Origin of the sequence: Lentimonas sp. CC4 (assembly GCF_902728235.1) — a bacterium.
In the GTDB taxonomy this organism is placed as follows: Bacteria; Verrucomicrobiota; Verrucomicrobiia; order Opitutales; family Coraliomargaritaceae; genus Lentimonas.
The window spans coordinates 2,129,267-2,145,398 of sequence record NZ_CACVBO010000001.1 but is presented as its reverse complement, the minus strand read 5'-3'; the positions used below and the strand labels follow the sequence as shown (position 1 = coordinate 2,145,398).

Genomic DNA, 16,132 nt, shown 5'->3' with positions numbered 1-16,132 from the left:
AGCCAAGCAAAGCACTAGGCGAGAGCATACGAACATCGTGGGTAGTTTCATAAAACACACTCTATTAGATACCAATGAACTGAAGGTGAACCAAAAATGAGCGTTGATGCATCAAAGCCATCGCGTGACACCGACATTGCTACGCCATCGACGGCAGACCTACGTCGTGTCCATTCGTGGTTTCTAAAACAGAGCCTAAGCCTACTGCCGAATTTAGGATCAACGAACCGCAGTGAATCAGAATCTCTACAAATCTGCGGCATCCGCGTGCATCTACGTTTTAACACAAGCGCCCCCAAGCACTCGTTCAATGGCTCATACCTGCCCGCACAATTCCCAAACCAATCGACTTGCTCTGACCGTAGACACTGCAATGCTCTGCCACCATGAGTAGCAGCGCACCAATTGGCATCTTAGATTCAGGCATGGGAGGCCTTTCCGTGCTGCGGGAAATCCGTCGCGAGTTGCCTGATGAGTCGCTGCTCTACGTCGGCGATTCCGCGTTTTGCCCCTATGGCGGGAAGACCACAGAGGTCATAATCGAGCGGGTTCGCCATCTCAGCGACTGGCTAATTGCGCGTGGAGCCAAGCTCATCGTTATCGCCTGCAATTCCGCCACCATCGCCGCTGTCGAGACACTGCGCGCCGAATTACTCATCCCCATCGTCGGCATGGAGCCCGGATTAAAGCCCGCCTGCGCACTCAGCAAGAGCCGCGTCGTCGGCGTGCTGGCGACTGAGACTTCGCTCGCTGGAGAGAAATTCCACCGACTCCTCAATCACCACGCCACTGGCGACATCAAAGTCATCACCCGTCCCTGCCCGCGTTTCGTCGAGTTGGTCGAGGCGGGTATGCTCACTGGCCCAGAAGTCCAAGCGGCGGTGGAAGAAACCATCCTGCCCCTGTTGCAAGCAGGCGCCGACACACTCGTGCTCGGCTGCACGCATTATCCCTTCTTGGCACCTGTCATCCGTGAAGTCGCCGGCCCAGAGATGCAGCTCATCGACACCGGTGCAGCCGTGGCACGCCGAGTGCGCCAACAACTGGAGCACTATCAACTGCTCACCACAAGGCCTGAGGAAAACTGCCAGCTGTTCAGCACAGACCAAAACGGGAGCATGGAACCCGCTCACGGATGGTCGCCCTATTTGTAATTTTTCGATCAATGACTTAGTGAAGTCCAGATTTTTGCAAAAAAATTTTGAACAGAAAAAAGCTCCGATGGTATACTGGCGCGCATCATCATTTGCGAAAAGTGCCTTCATTATACTTCCCTGCCTAAGGTAGGGGCTTTGCTTTGCGAAGACCGCGCAAAGACCAGAAGGTAATGGAGTTTCGAACGCCTCCTGCCTTCGCGGTTCGCGCGAGCACGACCCCTGCGAAGATTTCTAAACCATCAAGAATCACAATACATGATGCGAATGAGCATAATACAAACCGAACCAACACCTCTTTACTCCCTGTTCCTTCTCTAACTAGCAATCGCCTGCTTCATGAAACGCGCCTGCGCACTGGCGCACAGAACACCCTTCTGCTTTAGCTCGGCGCTCAATCGATATAGCTTACCAAATTTGGAATCCACCGTGACGGTAATATAAGCCGTGGGCTCCGGTCGCGTCGGTTGATGGTAGCGCAATTTAAGATCGCCCGTCGCGCAGTAATGCCCCTCGGCCATCAAGGCACAGGTCATCGCCTCGTCGATCAGCAGGGCAATCAGCCCGCCATGAATCATACCATTGAAGCTCGTCATCTCCTTAGTAAAGTCGATAGAACTGCGCAAACGGTGCGGCCCATCCAAGGTAAAATTCAACTTCAAATCCGGATGCGTGCACGCCAAGCAGTGATGATGTCCCGACCGACGCAAACGGCTCAACTTCATGACACTCGCGCCTTTCATTCGTCTCCTCCTTGACTACAGCACTCACCGTCATCATGCGAATGATCATGATCATGCTTGTGGTGCGCACAAAGCGCCGAATCAGGAAAATCAGGACAGCTCTGCGCACGATACGACTCCAGCACTTCTGCAACTGTGTTACCTCCGACTGCATGCAAAATCCGCATCCCAGCATTATGGCAGCGCTGCATCGCGCCACGCCCCATTCCAGAAGCGATGACCACTTTGCTCCCCGCACTGGCTAAGGCGCGAACAGGCGCGCACTCGCTGCCCTGCTTCGCCTTCGCAGTATCTAGATAGACATATTCGCCACCGGTATCATCCGTCACAATAAAACCCGGCGCGCTGCCAAAGTGCTTCGAGACGCGTGAGTCAATTCCGTTATGCCCGACGACTGGTATCGCGATGCGGGATCTGTCTATTTTTATGAATGTATTCATTATATTCTTACGGTTAAAAGTTCAATTGCCTGCCGAAGCTTCACGCCGACCATCAGGCAGGGCTCAATTTCCGCAGTGCCCAAATCCTCCAAGGCATCGGCTCCAAAGCGCCCAGCGACGACACGCCCGACTCCATTCGAACGCAGTAAATCGACGGCCAGCGTGGCGGCTCCTCGTTTGACATTCGCACCTGGGTTGACCACGAAACTCACTTGCCCATCCGCTGCCACTAGAGCAAACGCTGCCGCGCGCCCAAAGACACGCGCCACCTCGCAATCCGGATTCGAATCCTTCACAGCAACTGCTAGCACACCCGAATCGATCGGAGCTACAGCAGGATCACTCACAGGTGGTGCAATCACACTGGAATCAGACGCATCAATATGAATCGGCGCACGTCGCTCCAGTCCCAACGCAAGCACACGTCGCGCACGCTCTAGCATGCGACCCGCAGTGCTCCGCGAAACACCCACCTTCGCTGCGGCCTCTTCGATCGTATGCACATGTCCATCCACCAAGCGTAAGACTTCGAAATCTTCGATCGCCAAACTCGCAGGATCGATTTGATCGCGCGTCCAACCAGATGGGATATAGAGCACCGGATTCGGCACTCCCTCTAAAGTGCGAGATTTACAGGGTCTAGGCATGGGTTCCTTTCATTGAATTCTTATTTGGTAGCGGGAACGCATATGACTGCCCCGCATGCATCTCTAACATCTGCCCGGGAAAAGCCTGCCACAGCTGAGCCACTGCGGCATCCCCCGTGCAGTGATTCGGCCCCAACCAGTCTGGCGCGATCTCACGCAGAGCATCCACTGTGAAAGCCATCCGCGTTGCAGTCGCATGTAATAGATGCATACCACCCACCACCGCGTGAATGCGTTCTCCAGTCAGTTCAGAGACATAGTTTAAAGTATTCACCACCCCCGCATGCGCACAGCCAAGCACGACTACAATGCCTTGAGTCGTTTTAAAGAACAGCGATTGATCATCGAGCACTTGATCCACCTGCTCCGCCTGAGGCCCACAATAAAAATCTCCGCCCGTATCCTCGACCGTATTCGAACGCGGCACCTCGCCAGTCATCCAAATGCCAGGAGCGACTTCACACGGTTCCGTCGAACGCACCAACTTCACCGCTTCATTCTGAACCGCAGCGGCAAACGACGTAATCCCTGCGCGCACCATACGCCCATCCGCGCGCTTTTGAAATTTTGCCTGCAACGCATCCGGATGCAGAAACACCTTTGCCTGAGCCAATGCACTGGCAGCCACCTGCCAGCCCCCGACATGGTCATAATGCCCATGACTAAACACCACCGCATCCGTTGCCGTCAAATCCACCGACATACGAGACGCATTGCGCTCCAGCACTTGGCCCTGACCGAGGTCCATCAACACTTGATTGCCCTCTGACTGTAAGCACCAACACAAACCATGCTCGCCTAGGATCCCCGCACCACGCGCGGTATTCTCCACCAATAGCGACACCTGCACGGACTCAAGCAACTGAAAGCGATCTAAATTATCTGACATACCCACATAGTTATGGGAATATTCCCACAACAGCAAGCTAGAATATGAAATTGCTTCAAAAACTCCCACAGCCCTAGCGCGTCCACCACACTAATGGCACTCAGAAGTCCTGCTACAGATCCCCGACATTACCTGATACAGATTGGCAGAAGAGGTGTATCTAAATACAATCCTCCACATGAAACGAACATGGTTCACCCTCTACGCACTAGCTCCGCTAGCACTCATGGCAGCCACCGATCCCCCCGCCACTGATTTGCAAGCGACGATCGCCGAACTACAGGCAACCGTGCAAAAACTGGAACAACGCGTGAGCCAACTAGAGCAACAAAGCAAAACCGACCAGACCGAAACAGCTACCATCGAGGCAGTGTCAGTCGGGCAGCAGAAATTCGAAGCCATTTGCATGGCGTGCCATAAATATCAACGAGGGCAACCCATGCTCGCACCTCCAGTCTTTGCACTGCGCGACCACTATAACCGCGTCTATCAAGACGATGACGAATGGATCCAAGCCGTAGTCGACTACGTAAAGCACCCGACCGAAGAGAGCTCGCTAATGCCTGGCGCACACGAAAAATTCGGCCTGATGCCCGCCCTGCCCTTACCGGACGAAGACCTCAAACAAATTGCCAACTTCCTCAGGCACGCAGACCTGCAAAAACCAGGTTGGTATGACCAACATTACACTGAGGAGCACGGCTCAGGAGGCCCACAAAAAATGCGACGCGGCCAGCCCTCCTCTAAAACAAAAAATTAAGCATTTACACACTCCCATAGCTCAATCGAAATATCAGCAATGAAAACCAACTGGAAGTTACTCTGGAGAAAAGTCCATTATTGGGGTGCACTACTCTGCGCTCTTCCGGTGCTGATTATCATCATCACTGGCATTCTCTTATTACTACGCAAAGACATCGCATGGGTTCAGCCAGCAACCATGCAGGGGCAAGGCAACACGCCAACTATCAGCCTGCAGCAAGTCATCGATACCGCAGCGAGCGTGCCTGAAGCACAGATCGCCGACTGGGCAGACATCAAGAAAGTCGACATACGCCCTAGCCACGGGGTCATTAAAGTCCTAGCGAAGAATCAATGGGAAGTTCAAATAGATGGCCAGAGCGCAGAGATCCTACAAGTCGCCTACAAACGCTCAGCCTGGATCTTATCCCTACACGAGGGCACCTTCTTTCACTCCAAGGCAAGCATCTGGCTCTTTCTACCCGCAGCCGCAATTCTACTACTACTGTGGCTAACTGGCATTTATCTATTCCTCATCCCCATCCTCATGCGCAGGAAGCGACGACTTAAGGTAAAATGAAACCGTGCGCCGCTGAATGGCTCTTGCTCGGTTGGTCGAAACCGGCTCCCGCTTCCGCTACAATTGAGAGTGCGCAAGCAACACGCGCAGCTCTCTAAAAGATATGAGGGAGCGCCTGTAAACATTGACGCCACTCCGCTGGCTGTGGCACAACTTCGGCTCTCATTTATTGACCCACCGTCCGATTCGTTCAGCCATCACAGCCACAACTTCAGATTTGAATGCTCCAGCCCCGCAAAGCCGCATCTTCGGCACCGTGGAGGGACGCGTGCGCCGACTCAAAGGCTACGCAAAGAATCATCATTTGCCGGACGGTCATCATCCCGCCGCTCAAGCATTTGTTCGTAAGATCGGCCAGGAAGACGTCAAAGAGATCATCGATCAGTTCTACGCCGACATTCGTAGCCTATTCGGCTACAAGCGGCGCGAGTTTCAATACACCTGCGAGGATGGATTTGGCTGTATCAAGACACCTGACTTCGATCTGCAGGTGCGGATTGATCAAAGCCCAGACGATCCGAAAAACTACGTGCTAACCACCGAAATCGTCGCACTGCACACGCCCGACATCGGAACGGACGAGCGCTTTGTAGCCTGCTTCACGCACCACTGCGAGACGCTCGTTGTCGAATTCCCGGGATCGATCAATATCGACGACAAGATCGATGCGATCGAGGATATGCCCGAAATTGCGGATAGCTTGGCCTACGAACCCGACGGCAGCAGCTTTGAGCTGCGCCTAATTCCGCTGGATCTGCATATTCATGTGACAGAGAGCGAAATGACCTTTCAACTCCTGACACTACGTAACCTCGGCAAGCTGATGGAGCATAGCCAAAAGGCATTTGAAATTTTGACCGCAGCTGGACTGAGGTAGGTTTGAGACTTGAAGGCTGAGGCACTAGAATTCCTGTAAATAGACAAACCGCTTCATCGTCTCTCCGCCAGATCTAAAGATCCCATCGCGATACACGTCCACATCAATGACATCCCGATCTGTGAGTGACTCAAAGCGCGGGTGCCCTTCGATATAGACAAACCCAAATTCACGTATTGGCCGAGGAACTCGGTAAGCTTTATATTGTCGCTTCGAGACCTCTTCTTCTGAAACTCGAATCCGGTTATAGACCGAATTAGTCGCCACACCTGCTTGAACCACGATCCCCTCCTCCAGCACTCGGTGCACATAGCCACGGACCATAAACATATTCATCTTCTTCTCGGCGAGTATCTTAGCGGCTTCACGCACTTGCTTATCGTGCTCCACCTGCTTCAGCCGCAAGGCAGTTGCCTCCGCTTGCGCCGCCTCAAGAGCCTTTGCCTCTTCCTCTGAGTAATTGAGCAACACCTGTAGCTCATCGCTGAGGTCAGAAATCTTAATATTCGCCACTCCATTCGAATGCCTCAACACGACTTCAGCAGGCGTCTGACTCATTAGCTTCACCCCCTCATAGGAAGTCCCATCCTTTAGCTTCACAGACGACGGGAATCCAACTTCACCACCGATTGCACCCAAGCATAATGAAAGGGATATCATGCAGAATAATAAAAGCTTTGCCATATGTAACGCGTTGTAGCGCAAACGATCTAAGACCGTCAAATCTCTAATATTCAAAAGTAGTCTACCGCATCTGATACTGAGATGCATCATGTTTTGTGATTTATCAATACAACACATCCGGGAGAGACGAGCTCTGCCTCGTCTTGCGGTGTGCCAGTGTTTTGGTTCTGTGCTGCGGCTCGGCTGACGGCGCAGAGGCCGTCCCTCCCCACGATTCACCCCCAAAGAACACAGCGGCTGCCAGCTTGACTTAAGTGCCACTTCACTAGATGTTCGTCGGCTTTTTCCTAAGACTCCACCCATGGCAACTACGACTCTCAACTACGAACCTATGGTCTTCAACCCACGCAACGGGGAAGAAGCGCCACTTTCCGCAATGCAACTTGAGGTGTTGGCGCTCAAAAAAGAACGCAACGCCGTCATCTTGGCGCACAACTACCAAGTGGATGAGATACAACGCGTAGCTGACTACGTGGGCGACTCCCTCGGACTCGCCTACCAGGCTGCCGAAGCCGACGCCGACGCAATCGTCTTCTGCGGCGTGCACTTCATGGCTGAGACTGCCAAGATCGTCAATCCGGCCAAAGCAGTGCTACTGCCCGATATGGAAGCAGGTTGCTCGCTCGCCGACTCCTGCCCAGCGGAAAAACTGGCTGCCTACAAAGCCGCCAATCCAAATGTTTACGTGGTCGCTTACATTAATTGCTCGGCTGCAGTTAAAGCGCTCTGCGATGTGATCTGCACCAGCGGCAACGCCAAGACCATCATCGAGAATGTGCCTGCCGATCGCGACATCCTGTTCGTGCCAGACCAGAACCTCGGCCAATGGGTCTCCAAGCAGACTGGCCGCGAAATGCAACTATGGCCGGGCTCATGCTACGCGCACGTGTTATTCACTCAGCAAGCCATTGAAGCGCTTAAGCTCAAATTCCCAGAAGCACTCGTCGTCGCTCACCCAGAATGCGTGGAAACCGTGCGTGACAATGCGGACGTGGTTTGCAGCACCGAGAAGATGATCGGCTTTTGCCAAAATAGCGACGCTCAGCAATTTATCATCATCACCGAAACCGGGATGATCCACCGCTTACAACGTGAAGCCCCGGACAAAACGTTCATCGCTGGCCCGACGGATACGTGCGCCTGCAACGATTGCCGCTTCATGAAGATGAACACCATCGAAAAGCTGCGTAACTGCCTCCGCGACATGAGCCCACAGATCGAGATGGACGAAGACGTGCGCAAACAAGCCTACGTGCCCCTCAAGCGTATGCTTGATTGGAGCAAGTAGGAGGAGAAGAGACCTGAAACTTGAGAGCTGAGGGCTGAAAACTAAGACCTGAGGTCTGAGACTTGAAACCTGAGGCTCAGAACTGAAACACTTCAATCCTGTTCCTTCAGCTGTCCAACGGGCACCCAAAGCCGTCAGACCGACGGGGCAAACTCAGCCGTCCTAGCAGACCATCACGCACGCTTCGTCGGTTCTCCCACCTCAACCCTCAGGTCTCAAGTCTCAGCTCTCCCATCTCAAGTCTCAGCTCTCAGCTCTCAAACCTCTAATCTCCTCCCATCTCAAGTCTCAGCTCTCAGTCCTCAAGTCTCCCTGACGACGACCGCGCGGAAGCGACGTATCGTAACGACGTCCTGCGCGCGCCTTTTTATGGCATTCTAGAGGCAGGCTGGTCGACCTTTGCTCTGCTGATTGCGATTCGCCACTTCGATGCGCCGGAAAGCTATAAAGCGTTTATCGCAGCAGCGTGGCCAATTGGTTTTTTGCTCACACCGCTCACGCTTTACTTCGTCGCCAAGCGACAATTTCGTCCGAGCCTCGCATCTGCTAGTATGTTCTCGCTCGCGGCACTGCTCATGGTCGGTGCCACTGTAGTTCAGAGCCTAACAGTGTTCACCGTATTCATCATCACCAGCCAAATGGCCACCGTTCAGCAAGGCCCGTTGATGATTCAAATCTACTCGGAGAACTATCCTGCCAGCGAACGTGGCAAACGTATGACGACGCCCTTCATACTCACCGCATCGAGTATGATTCTGTTCTCACTACTCGGCGGCTGGTTGCTCGACATCTCGATCAATTACTACCACATCCTGTTTGTCATCATGGTGCTCTCTGCCGCGGCCTGTGGCTGGGCAACAAATCGTATACCGTGCACACCGCTCTCCATCGAGCACGTCGGCAATCCATGGCAAAACTTCAGCCTGATCTGGAAGGATAAGCTATTCGGCTACCTGCTCGGCAGTTGGATGCTGCTCGGACTAGGGAACCTCATCACATTTCCAATCCGCGTCGAGTATCTGGCGAATCCTGAGTTTGGCATCAACGCCGACAATGCCACGATCGCATTTCTCCTCGTCGTCGTGCCCGCTGCGGGGCGCATCCTCAGCACCAAGGTCTGGGGCAGCCTGTTCGACAAGCTACACTTTATCACTACGCGTAATTTGCTGAACCTCTTCTTTCTGCTCGGCATCGCTTGCTTCTTTTTCACCAAGAATATTTTCATGCTGACCTTTGCGATGACCTTAGTCGGCCTCGCCACAGGCGGTGGCAAAATCATCTGGAGCCTGTGGGTTACGAAGATCGCACCTCACGAAAAAGTCTCTTCTTACATGAGCATTCACATGGCACTGACTGGTTTCCGTGGAACCATGGCGCCCTTCATCGGTTATTGGATTCTAAGTAACTCAGCACCCAGAGGCGTCGCCTTCGTCGGTATGATCCTAATATTCGTAGCCATCGTCCTGTTTGAGTGTGTGCGACAGAACAAGCGCTTTGCGCGCTAGTGTGTAGAAGTGAAACAGACATTCCTGTCTGTCCGCGCCCCTAGCGATAGTGCATCGAATATCGAACGCTAAGGAAAAAACAGGCAGGACGTAGGTCTGCGACTCGACTGAGCTCGCCGAAGTCCGGAGATGGCGTAGCAATGCCTGTGTCACTTATTTGCCCACATAAAACTACCGATCCACCAACACCTCTAAAACATCACCGATGGTGCGATGCGCCTCCAAAGCGTGGCGCAGTTGAATGCCATCATGGATTTTGCCGTCCAACTTTCTCGCGCCGTAAACAGCCATCTTACGAGTTGCATTTCATGAATCACTAAGCGCTAATATCGCACATGAGCGACCTAGATCTGATTCGATTGCTACGTATAGACAACCTGCCCCATTGGCGTTCAAAGCTAGCGCATTGGGTGGAATCTTCGCGCATACAAGGCTTCATCATTGCAGTGATACTCATCAACGCCGCCGTGCTCGGGCTGGAAACCTTCCCATCCATTGAAGCACAGCACGGAGCACTGCTACACTGGGTGGATCAAATTTGCTTAGCGGTCTTTGTCGTCGAGTTACTGATCAAACTCTGCGTCTATCGCGGCATCTTCTGGCGCAACTCCTGGAACTGGTTCGACTTCATTGTTGTCGCCGTGTCGCTCGTCCCAGGCAGCGGCCCACTCTCCGTGCTGCGCACCTTACGTGTCTTTCGCGTCTTACGCTTACTCACTGCCATTCCCTCACTGCGAAAAGTGGTGGCCGCCTTCCTGCATTCGATTCCAGGGCTCACAGGTGTGATCGCGATCATGTGTATCTTCTTTTTCACCGCAGGTGTGCTAGCCACGCATCTGTTCGGTGAAGATTTCCCGGTCTGGTTTGGTTCACTTGGGCTCAGCTTATACTCACTCTTTCAGATCATGACACTGGAGAGCTGGTCCATGGGCATTGTGCGTCCCATCATGGAAGTGCAGCCGTTCGCATGGATGTTCTTCGTGCCCTTTATTGTGATCGCCACCTTCACGATTCTGAATCTCTTCATCGGCATCATCGTATCCACCATGCAGGAACTCAGTAATTTGCCCGACCCCAATGTGCCAGACGCCGACCTCAAACACCTGCTCTCGCGAATGGAAAACGACATCCGCACCTTGCGCACGATTGTCGAAAAAAAGGTCGACGGCTCAAAAGACTGAAACACCACGGAGTCTGCAGAATGGCACGCACTTAATGCCCCTCCACTGGCAAACTGGGACCGGCTGCTTTAGCTACCGCCGAGCAAAAGCAACTACGAACATATACTGCCGCGCATCAAGAATTGTGGTTCTTGATGGTTCAGAAATATGCGTAGGGGTCGTGCGTGCGCGAACCGCGAAGGCAGGAGACGTTGTAAAACTCCATGACTTTAAGGCCTTTACGCGGTCTTCGCAAAGCAAAGCCCCTACCTTAGGCAGAGAAGTCGCTTGAATGCACTTTTCACAAATCATGATACGCGTGAGTATACGTATACATGCACACTGTAGGCAGCTGAAGCAGCCGATCCCAGTTAGCCTTGACTATCTCAAAGCCCCTTAAGTTCGTGCGATTCGGGCATATTCACTTATATTCTGCGTCCTTTGCGCCTTTTTTGGGGGTATCTTTTAACACGAAAAATGCTCATGATTGAGCCAACTCGAACGATCGGCCCTTGATAAGCGACTGGACCTAACAGAGGCAAGATTTGGTCGCGCTAGACAGTTAAGTTGAAACCACTAACGGCACAAAACAACAATAACAAAGCCACCTTAGACTGCCATCACATCTTCGAGCACATCGATACCATCTTCGACCACTTCGAAGCCATCTTCATCCTCGTCATTGAGATCGTCATCGCCGCCTTCAAAGACCTGGTGATTCAGGTGCGCACGAAATTGATCGTAAGTGATTAATTCCATCTGCCCATCGAAGTGTTCCACGATCGCAGTTTTGGACTCTACCCAGTCACCTGAATTTAAATAGTGAATACCATCAATCATCTTATCATCTGCACTGTGAATATGACCACACATCACACCATCACAGCCACGTGCTTTCGCTAACTTCGCCACTTGTTCTTCATAGTTAGAGATAAAGCTCACAGCCGACTTAACGCGCCCTTTAATATATTTACTGAGAGAGAACTCGCCCTTGCCCTTCCAACGCCACCAGCGGCTATAAAGTCGATTAAAGCGCAATAGCCATTGGTAACCGAAATCACCAATGTGTGAGAGAAATTTCATATGCGTCGTTACAAGGTCAAAGACATCACCATGTAGCACGAGATATTTCTTCTGGTTCGTCTCGAAGATATAGTCTTCGCAAAACCGAAGCTTACTGAAATTTAACGGTAAAAACCGCCTGAGCACATCATCGTGATTCCCTCTCAGGTAAATTACTTCTGTATCTTGCTTCTCCATCTTCTTAAGAATTAATCGCACAAACCGACTATCACTGGTTTTCCATTTCCCGGATCGCCGGAGCTGCCATCCATCAATGATATCGCCATTTAATATCAACTGGTCACAACGTGTGTATTTCAAAAAATCATTTACCTCATCAATCTGGCAATGTGGCGTTCCCAAGTGAACGTCCGATAGTATAATCGTCTTGTAGTGTATTTTTTTCATATCGTTTCTAAAGTGTGTAAGGGAGCATCCACAGCGGTGTGCTCCTCCTGCAGAATCGCGGAGGTATCGGCTAAGTAAGCACGAACGACGGAACTCCAACTTAGCTGCAGTGCCAATTCCCGAGCGGCAGCGCCCAGTTGTTCAATCAATCGTTCATCATTTACCAACCGCCCGGCGGCCGCAATAAAGCCAGCCTCATCCCCTTTAGCAGCCAAGAGTGCGTGGACACCGTCTGTTGCATATTCCCTCGCAGCGGCATAGTCATAGGCGACACAGGCTAAGCCACTCGCCATCGCTTCGGTTAGCACATTGCCGAACGTCTCGGTCACGCTCGGAAATAAAAAGACATCCGCCGAGGCATAGCACTTCGCTAGATCCGCTCCGCGTTGAAATCCGGTGAAAATAAATTCGGGATGCGCCGCTTCCAGCTCCGCACGCATCGGCCCATCGCCCACCAACACGAAACAGGCATTAGGCTGCTTGCACTGGATCTCGTAAAACCCACGAATCGCTAGAGCCATATTTTTCTCCTGCGCAATGCGTCCGACATAGAGCACCACTGGAGCAGTCATGTTACCCAGCCAACTCGCGCGCAGTGCCTCACAACGCGCACTCGGTTGATACAAATCACAATCCACCCCACGGCTCATCACTCGTGTATGACGAATGCCTTGCGCAGCGAGCTCCTCGCAAATGGCGCGCGTCGGCGCAAACGTCGCTGCCGTATAATTGTGAAAGGCTCGCAGATAGGCGAAGCCCACACCTTGTAGCAGACCCACTCCATAGTGCGCCCCATAGCTATGAAAATTGGTATGAAAGCTCGAAACCACTGGAATCCGCATGCGCCGTGCCACCCAAAGTGCCGCAGCGCCGAGTGGCCCTTCAGTCGCAATGTGCACCACATCTGGCCGCGAGCGCTTCCATAAACGCTTCATGCGCCCCATGGCAGGCATACCAATACGTAGGCCATCGTAGCCTGGAAGTGGCACGCTACTAACGAGCAACTCCTCCAGTTGCCACTCTAAGTCAGTCGGTTCAACCTGAGGAGCTTGTTGCGGACGCACCAACTGCATCGTATGCCCCACAGACAAAATACCAGCAACTAAACGATGTAGCGTCATCGCCACACCATTGACTTCTGGCGGATAGGTTTCTGTCACCAATGCAATTTTCACACTGCGAAGAATATATGACAACCAGCTCAAACAGGTGACAGTCCTGTTTCAATTACGTAAACTCTGCAGGGGTGCTGCTTGGAGACTGTCTCACAAATAGAGATATAAGGATATTCGACGTCATAATCGTAATCTTACTCATAATCTTAATCCTCTGGACTCATTCGTAAGGTCTTCAATCACTACGCTTCGATTAAGATTACGATAAAGAGTAAGATTAAGAGAGTAACAGGCGCGCAAGTAATTTGCTAGGTCTGTGGTGCTTGAGGCGTTCCGAACCTTCGTGTGCTCGTGGCCTGTGCGCGGTCTTCGCCAATACGACAAGCTCATGGTCGCTGACAAAGCAAAGCCCCTACTGATGACAGCTTTTAAAAAATGCTGCGCGAGGCAGTATGAACGCGATAGCCGGAGAAACTACCCTCGTTCCTTCAGATCTTCGATCTCACGCAGACGCGCTTTGAGCGCCTCCGCTTCTTCATCCAATGATCGGCGCACAGTCGATTGCGCAACCGCAGGTTGCTCAATGATTGTATCATTCGTCAAATACACACCGCTAAGCATCGAAGTCTTTACGTTGGCCCGATGCGTCGCCCCGGCGCGATCTTTGTAGATGATCTCATAAATGCGCGAGTCCTTCTCCCCATACCAACCAGGACCAAAAGGTGCCCAGCTTTGGTCAATCAATTCGCCGCCAAGAGTATTCTCAATATACCCTTTAACACGGTCTCCATCAAACGAACCCGCCGCGAGACGAAACAAGATCGCAATGATAATGAAGAAAATAAATATAAAAGGAATCGCTTCAGGACTCATATCAAAGAATATCTAAATAAAATTTCGCCCAGCTACGCGGCCTCTTCACTAATCAATGGCGGCATCGGCAAACTGAGACTGGTCGCAATCACACGAATCAAACTAAGTTCCTCTTGCGCAACTTTTTCATCGGCGAGCACGACAGCCAGCGCACCTTCAAAAATCACTTTCTTTTGCGGCAACGGCAGCTGCACAAAAAGATCTAACGCGGCTTCCAAGGCATCAAAGGTAATCGCCTCTTCCGGCAACAAGAGCGGCTCCTTAAGTAAGTAACGACTACATTTACGAGCACCTGCCTTAAACGCGGCTTCGCGCTCTGCAGGTTCAACCGCTGCGGTGTAAGTGATCGCCGAAAGCATCACGCACAGTGGCATTTCCATTTTCGCTGGCGAGAGCGGCGCCACCTTACGCGAAGGATTCCTGCGGTCTTCTAAATAGCCAGCAACCGCACGCATAAGCGCGAATTCTTCCAACTCAATCGCACCATCACTGTGCGCAAGATCGTAGATCAATTGACTCAACTGAGCAAATGTATCGAGGTCGCGCCCGGCTGCCATTGGCAACGCAGCATCAAACAAGGCAAAGCGCTGGTTCAAATTAAGCGCGCGCAAACGTGGCAACCATGCCTCAAGCTCACGATACACCGCACCATCAATGCGCCCCTTCACCATTTTTAATTGAGCCGCATCATCCCCTGCGTCACTGGCTGAGATTTGCAGCCCGATCAAGACGCCGCGTGCGGAGTCGTTGCTCTGATGGAGGCGATCTAAATCGTTGCCGATCTGCCCATGAATTTCTTGTGCGCTGAGGATTGCCGCCGCACTGACCTGTCCGATGGCATTGATAAAATCATGTGACTGGGCGGCGGCACGATTGATCTTCGGAGGCTGTTGGCCGGATTGTCGACGCGCTGACTTGCGCGCGCCACTGACGAATTTGCCATCCCAGTTCGGATCAATCGCGGCAATGCGCTGATCCAGCGGTGGATGCGTGGCAAACGCACCGCCCAGATTCGACTTCAACGCACTCGCAAAGAAAAAGTGCGCGGCTTCCTGCGAGTGCGCATTGCTCACGGCGCCATGCAGCGGAGTGCCACCGATCTTTTTCAATGCGCCAGCGATCCCATCGGGATTACGCGTAAATTGCACGGCAGCCGCATCGGCCAGAAACTCACGCTGACGCGAAATCGAACTTTGAATCATACGACCGAAAAACACACCGATATAACCGATCGCCATGACAGCGAGGCCGATCGCCATAATGACGAGCACCGCACCACCGCCCTCTTTACTCCGGCGGCGACCGCTCCAGAAGCTGGCCTCAGCAGTGCTACGAAACGCCAACTGCCCGACGACCGCAATCGCAAGAATCCCAAACAACACACCCATCAGGCGAATATTCAGACGCATATCGCCATTCAGAATATGGCTAAACTCGTGCGCGACGACGCCTTGCAACTCATCGCGATTCAAGGTGCGAATACAGCCATGCGTGACCGCGACCACCGCATCGGCTGGATTGAAACCAGCCGCGAAGGCGTTGATCCCTTCTTCGGGCAAGATATAGACTTCTGGCATAGGCACGCCCGATGCAATCGACATTTCCTCGACGATATTCATCAACATGCGCTCATCGGCATCCTTCGTGGTTTGCTCGACTTCGCGCCCGCCCATGGATCGAGCGACATAGCCGCCACCGGAACGCAACTGCGCCACTTTAAACAGCGAGCAACATGTCACCAACACCACAACACCCGCCAGCGTATAGAAAAACAAATCCGGCTGCCATAGCACCATCGGCGTCGGCACGGCGTCTTTGGAATCGAGCAGACCCGACTCCATGACATACACCACCACGCCATAAAGCGCGCCAGCAATACTAAGGACAGCCAAAGCGAACAGCACCACCATCAGGCGTGTGCGTTTGCGAGCCAACTCTTGTGCTTCGAAAAAGTCCATTTTGTCGG

16 protein-coding genes are annotated in these 16,132 nt (G+C 52.6%); 7 read left to right on the top strand and 9 right to left on the bottom strand.

The window, feature by feature from the left end; all coding sequences use genetic code 11:
* Positions 1 to 386 precede the first annotated feature (386 nt).
* Positions 387 to 1,154: a glutamate racemase gene (murI, locus tag GZZ87_RS09390; RefSeq protein ID WP_162026882.1), complete on the top strand. Its 768-nt coding sequence runs from the start codon at positions 387 to 389 to the stop codon at positions 1,152 to 1,154.
* A gap of 317 nt (positions 1,155 to 1,471) precedes the next feature.
* On the opposite strand, the gene GZZ87_RS09385 is transcribed toward murI, so the two are convergent.
* The 4 genes from GZZ87_RS09385 to GZZ87_RS09370 are packed head-to-tail and all read right to left on the bottom strand — an operon-like array spanning position 1,472 to position 3,873.
* Complete coding sequence (locus GZZ87_RS09385) at positions 1,472 to 1,897, bottom strand: PaaI family thioesterase (RefSeq protein ID WP_162026883.1); 426 nt, start codon at positions 1,895 to 1,897, stop codon at positions 1,472 to 1,474.
* Positions 1,894 to 2,337, bottom strand: coding sequence for a NifB/NifX family molybdenum-iron cluster-binding protein (locus GZZ87_RS09380; RefSeq protein WP_162026884.1), 444 nt, complete (start codon positions 2,335 to 2,337; stop codon positions 1,894 to 1,896). The genes GZZ87_RS09385 and GZZ87_RS09380 overlap by 4 nt, the downstream gene beginning before the upstream one ends.
* Positions 2,337 to 2,984 carry a DUF134 domain-containing protein gene (locus tag GZZ87_RS09375; RefSeq protein WP_162026885.1) on the bottom strand — a complete coding sequence of 216 codons (648 nt, stop codon included), beginning with the start codon at positions 2,982 to 2,984 and terminating at the stop codon, positions 2,337 to 2,339. Before GZZ87_RS09375 ends, GZZ87_RS09380 begins: the two co-directional genes overlap by 1 nt.
* Positions 2,977 to 3,873, bottom strand: a complete 897-nt coding sequence (locus GZZ87_RS09370) for an MBL fold metallo-hydrolase (RefSeq protein ID WP_162026886.1) — start codon at positions 3,871 to 3,873, stop codon at positions 2,977 to 2,979. The genes GZZ87_RS09375 and GZZ87_RS09370 overlap by 8 nt, the downstream gene beginning before the upstream one ends.
* A gap of 178 nt (positions 3,874 to 4,051) precedes the next feature.
* On the opposite strand from GZZ87_RS09370, the gene GZZ87_RS09365 reads away from it, so the two are divergent.
* The 3 genes from GZZ87_RS09365 to GZZ87_RS09355 all read left to right on the top strand — a co-directional run bounded on the left by GZZ87_RS09365 (position 4,052) and on the right by GZZ87_RS09355 (position 6,071).
* Positions 4,052 to 4,633, top strand: coding sequence for a cytochrome c (locus tag GZZ87_RS09365; RefSeq protein ID WP_162026887.1), 582 nt, complete (start codon positions 4,052 to 4,054; stop codon positions 4,631 to 4,633).
* A gap of 39 nt (positions 4,634 to 4,672) precedes the next feature.
* Positions 4,673 to 5,194 carry a PepSY domain-containing protein gene (locus GZZ87_RS09360; protein ID WP_162026888.1) on the top strand — a complete coding sequence of 174 codons (522 nt, stop codon included), beginning with the start codon at positions 4,673 to 4,675 and terminating at the stop codon, positions 5,192 to 5,194.
* 124 nt (positions 5,195 to 5,318) lie between these two features.
* Positions 5,319 to 6,071 (top strand): hypothetical protein, encoded by a 753-nt coding sequence (locus GZZ87_RS09355; RefSeq protein ID WP_162026889.1) that lies wholly within the window; start codon positions 5,319 to 5,321, stop codon positions 6,069 to 6,071.
* Between the two features lie 24 nt (positions 6,072 to 6,095).
* Here the strand turns inward: GZZ87_RS09355 and GZZ87_RS09350 are convergent, their stop codons facing one another.
* Positions 6,096 to 6,731 carry a hypothetical protein gene (locus tag GZZ87_RS09350; RefSeq protein ID WP_162026890.1) on the bottom strand — a complete coding sequence of 212 codons (636 nt, stop codon included), beginning with the start codon at positions 6,729 to 6,731 and terminating at the stop codon, positions 6,096 to 6,098.
* 355 nt (positions 6,732 to 7,086) lie between these two features.
* Here GZZ87_RS09350 and nadA point away from each other — a divergent pair, with 355 nt between their 5' ends.
* From nadA to GZZ87_RS09335, 3 genes are all read left to right on the top strand, one after another.
* The gene (gene nadA, locus GZZ87_RS09345; RefSeq protein ID WP_244648026.1) at positions 7,087 to 8,043 is read left to right on the top strand and encodes a quinolinate synthase NadA; all 957 of its coding nucleotides are present in this window, start codon (positions 7,087 to 7,089) and stop codon (positions 8,041 to 8,043) included.
* Positions 8,044 to 8,321: 278 nt separating this feature from the next.
* Positions 8,322 to 9,548, top strand: coding sequence for an MFS transporter (locus GZZ87_RS09340; protein WP_162026966.1), 1,227 nt, complete (start codon positions 8,322 to 8,324; stop codon positions 9,546 to 9,548).
* 335 nt (positions 9,549 to 9,883) lie between these two features.
* Positions 9,884 to 10,729 carry an ion transporter gene (locus GZZ87_RS09335; protein WP_162026892.1) on the top strand — a complete coding sequence of 282 codons (846 nt, stop codon included), beginning with the start codon at positions 9,884 to 9,886 and terminating at the stop codon, positions 10,727 to 10,729.
* Between the two features lie 588 nt (positions 10,730 to 11,317).
* Here the strand turns inward: GZZ87_RS09335 and GZZ87_RS09330 are convergent.
* The 4 genes from GZZ87_RS09330 to GZZ87_RS09315 all read right to left on the bottom strand — a co-directional run bounded on the left by GZZ87_RS09330 (position 11,318) and on the right by GZZ87_RS09315 (position 16,124).
* Complete coding sequence (locus GZZ87_RS09330; RefSeq protein WP_162026893.1) at positions 11,318 to 12,178, bottom strand: UDP-2,3-diacylglucosamine diphosphatase; 861 nt, start codon at positions 12,176 to 12,178, stop codon at positions 11,318 to 11,320.
* Entirely contained in the window at positions 12,175 to 13,353 is a 1,179-nt protein-coding gene (locus GZZ87_RS09325) for a glycosyltransferase family 1 protein (protein ID WP_162026894.1), read from the bottom strand. Before GZZ87_RS09325 ends, GZZ87_RS09330 begins: the two co-directional genes overlap by 4 nt.
* Before the next feature lie 414 nt (positions 13,354 to 13,767).
* A complete protein-coding gene (locus GZZ87_RS09320; RefSeq protein ID WP_162026895.1) occupies positions 13,768 to 14,166 on the bottom strand; it encodes a hypothetical protein in 399 nt (132 codons plus the stop codon).
* 32 nt (positions 14,167 to 14,198) lie between these two features.
* The gene (locus GZZ87_RS09315; protein WP_162026896.1) at positions 14,199 to 16,124 is read right to left on the bottom strand and encodes a M48 family metallopeptidase; all 1,926 of its coding nucleotides are present in this window, start codon (positions 16,122 to 16,124) and stop codon (positions 14,199 to 14,201) included.
* Positions 16,125 to 16,132: the final 8 nt, after the last annotated feature.